At 71.8% G+C, this 11,053-nt stretch carries 11 protein-coding genes; 6 read left to right on the forward strand and 5 right to left on the reverse strand.

Translation table 11 applies throughout. The annotated features are described in order from the left end of the window. Positions 1–208 precede the first annotated feature (208 nt). Positions 209–1,387, reverse strand: a complete 1,179-nt coding sequence (locus tag ACFV3R_RS17415) for a S1 family peptidase (RefSeq protein WP_385582825.1) — start codon at positions 1,385–1,387, stop codon at positions 209–211. 398 nt (positions 1,388–1,785) lie between these two features. Continuing rightward, on the reverse strand, positions 1,786–2,853 hold the full coding sequence (locus tag ACFV3R_RS17420; RefSeq protein ID WP_385582828.1) for an NAD(P)/FAD-dependent oxidoreductase: 1,068 nt from the start codon (positions 2,851–2,853) through the stop codon (positions 1,786–1,788). A 310-nt stretch (positions 2,854–3,163) separates the two neighbouring features. Here ACFV3R_RS17420 and ACFV3R_RS17425 point away from each other — a divergent pair, with 310 nt between their 5' ends. The 4 genes from ACFV3R_RS17425 to ACFV3R_RS17440 all read left to right on the forward strand — a co-directional run bounded on the left by ACFV3R_RS17425 (position 3,164) and on the right by ACFV3R_RS17440 (position 7,499). Further along, positions 3,164–4,723: an FG-GAP-like repeat-containing protein gene (locus tag ACFV3R_RS17425; protein ID WP_385582831.1), complete on the forward strand. Its 1,560-nt coding sequence runs from the start codon at positions 3,164–3,166 to the stop codon at positions 4,721–4,723. A gap of 549 nt (positions 4,724–5,272) precedes the next feature. Continuing rightward, the gene (locus tag ACFV3R_RS17430) at positions 5,273–5,836 is read left to right on the forward strand and encodes a hypothetical protein (RefSeq protein ID WP_385582834.1); all 564 of its coding nucleotides are present in this window, start codon (positions 5,273–5,275) and stop codon (positions 5,834–5,836) included. Positions 5,837–6,104: 268 nt separating this feature from the next. Beyond that, positions 6,105–7,055: an SDR family NAD(P)-dependent oxidoreductase gene (locus tag ACFV3R_RS17435; RefSeq protein WP_385582837.1), complete on the forward strand. Its 951-nt coding sequence runs from the start codon at positions 6,105–6,107 to the stop codon at positions 7,053–7,055. Between the two features lie 297 nt (positions 7,056–7,352). Beyond that, the gene (locus ACFV3R_RS17440; RefSeq protein ID WP_385582867.1) at positions 7,353–7,499 is read left to right on the forward strand and encodes a hypothetical protein; all 147 of its coding nucleotides are present in this window, start codon (positions 7,353–7,355) and stop codon (positions 7,497–7,499) included. A gap of 113 nt (positions 7,500–7,612) precedes the next feature. Here ACFV3R_RS17440 and ACFV3R_RS17445 read toward each other — a convergent pair whose 3' ends face one another. Next, on the reverse strand, positions 7,613–8,482 hold the full coding sequence (locus tag ACFV3R_RS17445) for a helix-turn-helix transcriptional regulator (protein ID WP_385582841.1): 870 nt from the start codon (positions 8,480–8,482) through the stop codon (positions 7,613–7,615). Positions 8,483–8,965: 483 nt separating this feature from the next. Here ACFV3R_RS17445 and ACFV3R_RS17450 point away from each other — a divergent pair, with 483 nt between their 5' ends. Further along, on the forward strand, positions 8,966–9,175 hold the full coding sequence (locus ACFV3R_RS17450; RefSeq protein ID WP_385582844.1) for a 4-oxalocrotonate tautomerase family protein: 210 nt from the start codon (positions 8,966–8,968) through the stop codon (positions 9,173–9,175). 242 nt (positions 9,176–9,417) lie between these two features. Here the strand turns inward: ACFV3R_RS17450 and ACFV3R_RS17455 are convergent, their stop codons facing one another. Both ACFV3R_RS17455 and ACFV3R_RS17460 read right to left on the reverse strand, forming a co-directional pair. Continuing rightward, on the reverse strand, positions 9,418–9,822 hold the full coding sequence (locus tag ACFV3R_RS17455; protein ID WP_385582847.1) for a pyridoxamine 5'-phosphate oxidase family protein: 405 nt from the start codon (positions 9,820–9,822) through the stop codon (positions 9,418–9,420). A gap of 111 nt (positions 9,823–9,933) precedes the next feature. After that, complete coding sequence (locus ACFV3R_RS17460; RefSeq protein ID WP_385582850.1) at positions 9,934–10,647, reverse strand: TetR family transcriptional regulator; 714 nt, start codon at positions 10,645–10,647, stop codon at positions 9,934–9,936. A 152-nt stretch (positions 10,648–10,799) separates the two neighbouring features. Here ACFV3R_RS17460 and ACFV3R_RS17465 point away from each other — a divergent pair. Beyond that, a partial coding sequence (locus ACFV3R_RS17465; RefSeq protein ID WP_385582870.1) for an acyl-CoA dehydrogenase family protein occupies positions 10,800–11,053 on the forward strand: 254 nt, incomplete at its 3' end.

An 11,053-nucleotide genomic window follows, 5' to 3' on the forward strand; every position in this document is an offset into this window, starting at 1 on the left:
GTGGGGGGCCGCGCCAGTGCCGCCCTGACGGTGAAGGGGCCGGGTCGCCCCTTCACCGCCTCGCCGTACCCAGCGCCTGAACTCACCCCTGCGGGGCGGGCGGTGGCCGACGAGCGGACGGCCGCCACCGCGCCCGGTCCGCGCCGGCAGTGGGCCGGGTCGGTTCTCACGGGTGCGGCGGGGCGCCGAGGTCGGGATCGGGGGGAGGTCAGGAGGACGTCTGCAGGGTCAGCCCGTAGTGGCTGAGAATCGGGTTGAGGGGCTGGTAGAAGGACTGGCCGCCGCTGGTGCAGTTTCCGGATCCGCCCGAGGTGACCCCCTGCGCCTGGTCACCGCTGATGTAGGAACCGCCGGAGTCGCCGCCCTCGACGCAGACGCTGGTCTGGGTCATCGAGTACACCGCACCCTGGCTGTAGTTGACGGTGACGTTCTTGGCCTGGATGTTCCCGCAGTGCCAGTGCGAGGTGGAGCCCGAGCGGCAGATGGAGGCGCCGACGGGTGCCTCGTTGGAGCCGCGGACCAGCTGGTCGGAGATGGTGCCCCAGCCGAGCACGACCGGTACCGTCCACCAACCGCTGCCGACGTTCACCCACGCGTAGTCGTTGCCGGGGAAGGTCGACCCCTGGAAGTTGCCGATGTACGAACCGTCCCAGCCGCTCACCGACGCGCCGGTCTGCCCGCAGTGGCCCGCGGTGACGAACCCGCCGTTCACCGAGAAGCCGATGGAGCAACGGACGTTGCCCGTGTAGTACGGGTCGCCGCCGACCGTGCCCGCGGCCGTGGTGTGCGGCGTTCCACGGGTCTCCCGGACCGTCACCGGTCCCGCCGCGCGGGCGCGGGCCACGAAGTCGCGGACATCGTTGTCGGACTTGTGCGCCGAGACCACGTCGACGACGACCCGGTTGGTCATCGGGTCGACCTCCCAGCTCGCGACACCGGCCGGGGCACTGAGCCTGTCCAGCCGCGCCTTGGCGGCGTCCAGCCGCTCCGCGCTGTACCGCACCCGGTGCACCGTCGCGCCCGTCGCCCGGACGGCGGCGTCCCTGCCGGCGTCGGTGACGGCGACCGTCAGGGTGCCGCTGTTCTGGTCGAACCAGGAGCCGCCGTAGGCCGACCCGGCCGCGGTACGGGCCTTCTTCTCCACCTTGACGGCGGTCTTCTCCGCCGCGAGGCGAGCCCTTGCCTGCGCCTTCGTCAGGCCCAGGTCCTTCTGCAGGGCGGACAGCAGCCCGGCCGATGCGGGAGCTTCGTCCGATGAGGAGGCGGCGGTGGACCCGGGGGAGGGGGAGACGGAGGCGTCGGCCGACGCGCCGGCCCCGGTCACCGCCCAGCTCCCGGCCAGGACGAGCGTGGTGAGCGCTGTGCGTAACACTGTGGAAGGTCTCACGGAGTGGCCTCTCTGTGTTCCTGACGAGTGGGATGGAACAGCCGAGCCGGTACGCGCCCGCAGGCGACGTGAGGCGGACAGTAGCCAAGGGACGACGGCAGGTCCATACCATCGGCAGGCGTGCGCCTGGCGCGGGCCGGCACTCCGGAGTGATCAACCGGCTGTCGTGGTGGGGGAGTCGTCGTGGCGCAGACCGCAGACCGCAGACCGCAGACCGCAGACCGCAGACCGGGGGGAGTGGCGGAGGGCGGTGCGCATACGGGCACGCCGAACAGTTCACCGGTGACTGCCGGTGCGGCGCTCCTGACCGCCTGGGCCCGGCGCGGTTAAGGGTGGCGCACCGCCGGGAGTTCCGCCGGGTGACGCCCCGGGCCTAATGGGGTACCGTCCGCCGGCAGTCAGGCAGGGTCGCCTTCGGCTGCGAGCAGCGAGTCGAGACCGTGCCGTCGGCTGCCCTGGAGCCGCTCGCAGACCTCGGCCTCGGCAGTCGCGCTGCAGATGCCTTCGGCGGCGGATCGGTGCCGGGCCACGGCTGCGTCGGCGTCGGCCTCCACCAGGTCGAGGTTGATCGCCGCGCCGGCCCCCGCACCTGCAGCCTGGGCCGCGGGGACAGCGGCCACCAGGTCGGTCACATTGCCCGCCACCCAGAGCCCGGGCACCGCGGTCCTGCCACCGGGCCCGGCCGGGACGAGGGTCCCCATGCCGGCGGGGTGCTCCGCCGTCCCGACGCCGAGTTGCTCCAGCAGCGCGCTCCGGGCCGTGAAACGCGGCGCGACCACCAGGGCCTCGACCGTGATCCGCTGCCCGGAGGCAAGGCGAACACCGGCCAGGGCGTCCTCCACGACGTCCACACCGGTCACATCACCCCGAACGACCCGTATGCCGAGTGCGGCCAGGCGCTCCGCCTGCTCCTCGTCGAGCTGTACACCGGACTGCACGAACAGGGTGATCTGCGCGGACCACTGGTGGAACAGCAGGGCCTGGTGAACCGAGAGCGCACTCGTGCCCAGCACGCCGATCGGCCGGTCGCGCACCTCCCAGCCGTGGCAGTACGGGCAGTGCAGCACATCCCGACCCCACCGCTCCCGCAGGCCGGGCACCTTCGGGAGTTCGTCCACCAGCCCCGTCGTCACCAGCAGCCGCCGCCCGCGCACCACGTCACCGGTGTCGGTCCTGACGGCGAAGCCACTCGCCGTGCGCGTCGCCGAGACCGCACGTGCGGACAGTAGCCTGCCGCCGTAGGAGGCCACCTCGTCCCTCCCCGCGCGCAGCAGTTCCAGGGGCGGTGTCCCGTCCCGTGACAGCAAGCCGTGCGCTCTGGCAGCCGGAGCGTTGCGGGGCTCCCCGGCATCCACCACGATCACCGAGCGGCGGGCGCGGGCCAGCGTCAGAGCACCGGACAACCCCGCGACACCACCGCCGACGACCACGACGTCGAACTCGTCGACACTCACGTTTTCGGTCATGCACACACCGTGCGGCCGCTCTGAGGAAACCGCAAATATCCGTGCCAAAGCAGCAAAGGGGCCCTGTGTGCACCTGGCGGCTCCGGTCATTCCGGGCGACCGTGAGCGGCATCTCTGCCGGCCTCCAACCTGATCGGGGTCCCCGCGGTCGGAAGAGCCGGTTCCCGCTCCGCCGCGGGGCCGGGACAACACACCTGGGTCCCGCGGCACCCGGCTCGCGGCCCGCCGAATCCGATGGACGATGCAACCAACTGCCGCGTCCTGCGTGTCCTCGGTGGTGAACAAGGACCGACGACCGGAGGAAAGAGCAATGACGCACATACGAAGTTCAGTTGGAACCGGTCCTCGCGTGTCCCGGAAATCCGGCGGTGCCCGCCGCGCCCGCGCCGCCGCCGCGCTTCTGGCAGCCGGCGGACTGAGCGCCTGGGCGCTTGCCGCCACCCCTGCCTTCGCCGCGACCGGCCACCCGGCCCAGAGCCCCTCCGCGGCCAGTGCCAAGGCGGCGAAGGGGCAGGCGGCGAAGACCGACGACTTCAACGGTGACGGTTACGCCGACGTCGTCGCCGGCGCTCCGGGCGGCACGGTCTCGGGCAAGGCGACGGCCGGGTACGTCGTGGTGACCTACGGCTCGGCCTCGGGCCTCTCGCCCGCACACAAGTCGATCCTCTCCCGTTCCACCAGCGGCGTTCCGGGCACGGCCGCCGCCAAGGAGCAGTTCGGCTCGGCCTTCAGCAAGGGCGACCTGGACGGCGACGGCTACAGCGACCTGGTGATCGGCTCGGGCAAGGCCGGCCTGTCCAGCGTCATCCTGTGGGGTTCTCCGACGGGGCTGACCGGCGGCACCGAGATCAAGGGGTACGGCCAGACCCCGACCGTCGGCGACTTCGACGGTGACGGCAAGGCCGACCTCGCCCTCTTCGGCGACCCGGGCAGCTACGGCGACGACCCGCCGGCCCAGCCCGCGGCCCTGTGGAAGGGCCCGGTCTCGCGCACGACCGGGCAACCGGCCGGGAAGCTGAACTTCCTGGACAAGTCGGAGTGGTGGGGTTACGACGACAACGGCGCGGCCTGCGCCGACGACGACTCCTGCATCAACGGCCCGCACTCCGTAGCCGGCCCGGTCATCGCCAAGGCCACCGGGGACGTCAACGGTGACGGCCGCGAGGACATCGTCGCAGGCGTCTACGACGGCGACGGCATGTGGCAGAACCATGTCCTGCTCGGGAGCCCGGACGGCTTCACCCACGCCACGACCGAGGGCTACGGCGGAGCGGTCGGCGTGGGCGACGTGGACGGTGACGGGTACGACGACGTGGTCGTCGGCGCCAACGACGCCACGTCCAAGGTCACCATCGACTTCGGGTCGGCCGACTATCCGAAGCAGGACCGCGAGCAGACCTTCGACCAGACCCTGCCCGGCTTCTACGGCGCCCAGGAGAAGGGTGACGACGTCGGCTCCTGTGTCTCGGTGGCCGACGTCACCGGCGACGGCAAGGCCGATGTCCTCCTCGGCATCAGCGGCGAGGACTTCAGCGGCCTCACCAACGCCGGTTCCTTCGCCCTGCTGCACGGCACGTCGACCGGGGTCACCGGCTCCGGCAGCCAGGTGGTGCACCAGAACACCGCGGGAGTGCCCGGGGTGGCCGAGACGGGCGACAAGTTCGGGGCCGCCTGCACGCTCGCCGACACCAACGGGGACGGCCACCGCGACATCGCGGTCTCCTCCAGCGCCGAGAACGACTCCGCGGGCGCGCTGTGGTCCTTCAACGGCACGGCGTCCGGCCTGACCACCACCGGCGCCACCGCGTTCGGCCCCGCCGACCTCGGTGCCACCGCGACCAAGGCGCTGTTCGGCAGCACACTGCGCTGACGCACCGGCCGGTCTGCGGTGGCTGACCGCAGACCGGCCGTGCCGTGGCGGCCCGGGACGTCGGCAGACGTGCAGTACGGTGCTCGGGCCGCGGCGGGGATTCCCGCATCCTCGCGCTCTTCGAAAGCCGGTCACGGCGCCCGCTGCGCACAGTGGTTGCGCCTCCGCCCGGCCCCTGGCCGCACGGTGGCCGCAGGGTCGGTGCCTGATGCCCGAGCCGGCGCCCCTCCGCGGCAGCCGTCCTCTCCCGCCCGTCGCCCCCACCGCCGGCTCTGCACCCCCTCAGGTCCCGGGAACCACAGAGGCCACCGCCTGCCTACTCCGCATCATTTTCCCGGCACTTTTGAGTGAAGCGGGGAAAAATGCAGGTTCGGTCCCGGGGCAGCGGAAATAACACGGAAGGTCGACACGTTTCGACCGGTCGCGAAACCGTCATCGCGACGCATTCGGTCCGTTGCGTCGAAAGAATCCCGCGAAATTCGCCCGTCGTGCGTATGCGGGCCGCACCGTGCCGGAAACCCGGACAGTCGAAATCCGAGGAGGAGCGCCATGCACCCCAATACCCTGGACGCCGTCGTCAGTTCCGTCGTGGACAAGGACCCGGTGATGCTCGTGCACCAGGTGACCGGCGGATACGCCAAGCGTTCCGGTGACCTGCAGGTGGTCCCGGACAAGGTGGCTGCGAGCGCCGACCGCAGCCACCGTTTCCGTATGCACCTGGAGGGAAACCACGAGGGCAACAATCTTTACAGCTTCGAGAACCTGCTGCAGGACGGCGCCGGAAACCTTCCGGCGGACCGCTACATGAGCGCCAATCCTGCGGACATCGCCAACGGCATCATCTGGAAGCCCAAGGTGGCTGTCACCGAGGGCACCGACGAAGCCAAGGCCCAGGTGTGGTACGTGATTCCACAGGAGTGCGGCGGTGGTTATGCGTTGCTGAACTACCTCGACCCGACCTATCTGCTGGGAATGATCGGGAAAACCCCGCACCTCGCCGCCTGCGGCCGTCCCAACGAGTCGGTGTACGGCGTCATCCCGCTCATCGGCGTCTGGAAGATCGTCAAGCCGAACGACCAGCAGTGCATCCACCAGCACACCCCGGACGTCTGATCGGCGCCGTCCGCGACGCCCACGTCCCGCCCCTCCCGACCGGCACCGGTGCGCAGCAGCCCGCCGGACCACCCGTCGGGCCATTCCTGCGGGCCGGTCGGAGTGGTGCGGCGGGAGTGGCCCGCAGGAAGCCGCAGTTGTCCGGCGAATGTCGGAAGCTGTCGGTGGGGGCCGTGATCTGTCGGCGCCCTGTCGGTGGAGGTTGCGACCTTGGGCGGGTCGGTGCTCTCCAGGAGTACCGGCGCCCGAGCCCAAGGAGCCTGTCATCGTGTCTTCCGCATCCCAGAGCCGGCCGTGGGACGTCCACCGGCTGCCGTCTGCCGAGGGCAGTACCGTCCTGGTCACCGGGGGCAACGCCGGGATCGGGTACTTCGTCGCGGAGCAACTCGCCACCGCCGGCGCCACCGTCGTGCTCGGCAGCCGGGACGCCGTGAAGGCCGACGCCGCCATGACCGCCATCCGCTCGCGTGTCTCCGGCGCGCAGGTGCGGCACCTCCCACTGGACCTCGCCGACCTGTCCTCCCTGCGGACCGCCGTGGACAGGCTGGACGTCGATCGTCTCGACGCGGTCGTCTACAACGCGGGGGTCGCGCTGGACGACGGGCCGCGGCGGCGGACCGGGGACGGCCACGAGCTGATGTTCGGCACCAACCACCTCGGCCACTTCGCACTGACCCAACCCCTGGCACCCCTGCTCTCAGCGGCCCCGGCAGGCCGCATCGTGACGGTGGGGAGCTTCGCGGCGCGGTCCGAGCGCCTGGACCCGGACGATCTCCAGTCGGCCCGGGACTACCGGCCCAAGCGCACCTACGGCCGGTCGAAGCTGGCGCAGATGAGCTTCGGCTTCGAACTCGACCGCCGGCTGCGAGCCGCCGGGAGCACGGTGCTCAGCGTGGTGGCCCACCCCGGCGGCGCGCTGGACCCCCTCACCCCGTCCCGCCCGCCGGTGCACGTGACCACCCCCGGTGAGCGGCTGCGCGCTCTGCCCGCAGGGCTCCTGGTGCAGGGCAAGGACGCCGGAGCCTGGCCTGTCGTCCGCGCCGTCCTCGACGGGGAGGTGGCGGGCGGGCAGCTGTGGGGGCCGAGGGTCTTCGGGCTGCGTGGCGTGCCGCGGCGTGAACCCGTCCTCCCTCACATGGCCGATCCAGCCGTCGCTGCCCGTCTGTGGGCCGCCAGCAGTGAGCTGACCGGTACTGATCCGCGCCTCGGCTTCCGGTAGACGCAGCGATACGCACCGGGCGCCCCCGGGACCGGAGGTCGTACCCAACTGCTCTTGGCCACGAGTGCGTTCAGTCCCGCCGACGCACGGTCCGGCGTCGCTCGGGCTGCTGGGTGGGGGCGGTGTCCGAGTTCGACGCCGCGGTGGCCGACCACCCCCGAGGTCCCGCGCCCGGACCCGATGGTGCCTTCCACGACCTGATCGTCGTCGGAGCCGACAACTCCGCACTCGAGGCGCACCACCGCACGCTCATGAACCAGCTCGCCTACGCCCGCCTCCCTGGCCCGGCCGGGGCGACTGAGCGAGTCCGACCACGAGCACCACCGGGTACCCGGCCTCCTCCTCGCCAAGGACGGCGACGGCGCGGAACGCGTGATGCGCGAGCACGTCCGCCACAGCCACCAGGCGCTCATGGCCGGTAGGGACACCCGTCCCGGGGACTGACCGGCGGGCAGCCCCGGTGAGAGCTCGTCCGGGCGTCGTTCCACCGGCAGCCCACGCGCGGACGGGTGCCGCCTGCTCAGCACCGCGGACCGACGCGGTGGCCGGCGCGGCCGTCAGGGTGTCGGACCGGTGACCTCCTGGGTGCCGAGGACGGCGAGCAGGTCGAGGAGGCCGGCGCTGGCGGTGCCCACCGCGGGGGTGAACCAGAGCAGCCGTTGCCGGCCGTCCTCGCTGAACAGGTTCAGGCAGTTCACCTCGATCAGGCCCAGCTCCGGGTGCTGGAGACGTTTGCGGTCCTCGCGGCGGAACGCCACGTCGTGGTCGGCCCACAGGGCGGCGAACTCGGGGGAGGCGTCGAGCAGCGCGTTGATCACGGAGCCGGCCTCGGTGTCCTTGGCGTCCCGCCTGGCGGCGGCGGCCCGCAGGTCGGCGACGAACGCCCGGGACTGGCCCACGTGGTCGGCCTCGGGATAGAGCCGCCGGGCCTCGGGTTCGGTGAACCACCGGTGGACGAAACTGGCCCGGGCGCCCCGGAAGCCGGAGTGGTCCCCGAGCAGCGCCACCGCCGGCGGGTTCTGCACCAGCGTGACGTGCAGGTCGGTGATGACCTGCGCGGGTGTCGACGGCAGGCGGGCGAGCAGGTCGAGCATGCCAGGGTGGACGTGCGAGGTGCTTCCCCCGGACGCGGGCACCGGGCGGTCGGCCAGGTGGTAGAGGTAGTCGCGCTCGTCGGCGGTCAGGCGCAGGGCCCTCGCCAGCGCGGCGATCATCTGCTCGGAGGGCTGGGACCCGGCGCCGCGCTCAAGTTCGTTGTAGTAGTCCACCGATGCGCCGGCGAGCTGGGCGACCTCGTCGCGGCGCAGCCCCGGCACCCGGCGGCGGGGCCCGTGGGGAAGCCCCACGTCGGCCGGGCGGATGCGGGCACGCCGTGAGCGCAGGAAAGCCCCCAGCTCGGTGTGTTTCACAGAACCCATGCCTGTCATTCTGCAACCGGCCGGGCCGCCGACCCAGGGGATGACATCCCCTGGTTCCGCCCGCCCGGGCCGCACATCGTGGAGGCCATGACCACGAACCACCCACCCCTGCACCGGTGTCCGTGCGTGTTTGTGTCGTCGCCGGCGGATCACGCGGTACCGGCCGGGCGGACTCCGTCAGGCTCGCCGGGGAGGGGCCTGCCGTCGGGTGAAGCACGCGCACGACGCGGCCGTCCGGCAGGGCACCTGGTGAACGGCCGGGTCCTGCCCGCCAACCGGGGGCGTGGTCCGGGGGCGCAGTCGAACGGCGTGAAGGCCACCGGCGCAGCCGGCGGTTTCCCGCACCGCACCGCACGGGCGCCGCCGGTCACCTCCCGCCACGCCGGTCGCGGACCACGCCGTCACCAGCCGGACAACGGCGTCCCCGGCCCTCTTCCCCGGACACGCACGTGCGTGCACCACGGACGAAAAAAACTCAAGGAGCAGCTACCCATGCCTTTTGCCCACTTCAAGGTCCCCGCAGGCACCGTCACCGCCGAGGACAAGAGAAAGATCGTCGAACGCGCCACCGACCTGTACGCGGAGATCTACGGTGAGCGGGCCCGCCCCACCACCGTCGTACTCGTCGACGAGGTCGCCGACGGCGGCTGGGGCGTCGCCGGAAACGTCCTGACCGCCGCCATGCTCAACGGCGAGGCCTGACCCCCGGCCCTCTGCGCACGGTGGGTGGGGGGCCGCGGCGCCGGGTGCGACCACAGCCCGCACCCCCCGAACCGAAGGGTCACACTGCGGGTCACGCACGCACGGCCCCCCGACCTGCCCCCGGCCTTCGCGCCCGGCCCCACCCCCCTCAAGGGGCGGCGCCGGGGAGGGCGTCAGGGGGCCGACCGGCTACCGACGCCTGCCGCGCGGGCCGCCACGCCCGACTGCCGGAGGCCGAGCGTTCACTGTGCCGTCCCGGCCAGCAGCCAACGGCGCACCCGCACTTCCAGGAGCACGCGCTCGCCTCCCGGACGAGTGGGAGCGGACACGTCCCAGCCGTACTTGCGCTCGAACGCGGCCACGACCTCCCGGGGGAACCCGCCCCGGATCACCGTTGCGTCGCCCTCGGCGACGACCGGGGACCGGCCGTCCTCCAGGGCGAGGGAGACACGCGGCTCCTTCTGGATGTTCCGCACCTTGACCGAGGTGTGATCCGCACCGATCCACCACGTCGAACCCTGGTGGACGAACCAGACCGGTGTGACGTGGGCCGAGCCGTCCGGACGCACGGTGCACAACCAGACGTTCTCCTCCCTGGCCAGACGGAGACGGACGGCCGACCCGGGTGCGTTCGCTGCATCACTCACCCCGCCATCCGACCATCCCCCCTGCCGCGGTGCATCGGGCGGCCCGCCGAACCATCGTCCTAGGTCTCACGACGCAGGGGTCGAGGCGACCACCAGGGACCTCAGTTCCGGTCAGGTGTGATCCTGAGTACCCTTGGTATGCTCGCGCTGTGCGGCTTCGACCTGCTGGACGATCCGCCAGGCCGGCGTGCCGCTGCGCGCGATGACGACGATCGGTTCCTCGGCCTGGGACCAGGTGCGCCTGACGAGTTCGAGGGCCTGGTCCACGCAGGCCGCCACGTCGCCCAGGGCGCCCGAGCGGAGCCAGGAGCGCAGTCCGTAGTTGTGTGCCGCCACGACGCCGGCAGCCACCGCGCAGGCCCGGGCGCCTCCGTCCGGGAGGGCGGCGAAGCGCTTCTCCAGGTAGGAGGCCAGCGCGCGCTCGTAGCGCCAGACCACGGACTTCTCGTACGCCTTGAGGGCGGGCACCGTACGGGTGAGCGCGTACCTGTTGACCGAGAACTCCGGGTCGGCGGCGTACATCTGCATCACCAGCCGCGCCGCCTCGCAGGCCCGGTGCACGGGGTCGGGGTCCTGCCACCCCTGCCGCAGGAACTCCACCATCCGCTCCAGTGCGCCCTCGTGGTCGGGGAAGACCACTTCCTCCTTGGTGGGGAAGTAGCGGAAGAAGGAGCGGCGTCCGACGCCGGCCCGGGTGACGATGTCGGCGACGGTCGTGCCCTCGTAGCCGTTCTCGGCGAAGAGCTCGAACGCCGCCGTCACGATGGCGTCCCTGGTCGGACGCGCCTCCGTGCCGGTCTCCTCGGGGCCTTGGTCTGCGGTCATGGGAGGAACTTACTCCACTTCCTGGCAGGACTTCCGTAGGAGGGAACTAGATGTGCACAATACGGGGTACTGAGTGCCGTGAACTGAGTCTGTGTCCCCAGGAGGATCCCGTGTCCGAGTTCGATCTCTACCGCCCCTCGGAGGAGCACGAGATGCTCCGGGAGTCGGTACGTGCACTGGCGGAGGCGAAGATCGCGCCGTTCGCCGCGGCGGTCGACGAGGAGGCGCGCTTCCCGCAGGAGGCGCTGGACGCGCTGGTGGCAAACGACCTGCACGCGGTGCACGTCCCGGAGAGTTACGGCGGGGCGGGTGCGGACGCGCTGGCCACGGTCGTCGTCATCGAGGAGGTGGCCCGGGTCTGCGCCTCCTCCTCCCTCATCCCGGCCGTCAACAAGCTCGGCTCCCT

The sequence above is a fragment of the Streptomyces sp. NPDC059740 genome, assembly GCF_042733155.1.
Classification (GTDB): domain Bacteria; phylum Actinomycetota; class Actinomycetes; order Streptomycetales; family Streptomycetaceae; genus Streptomyces.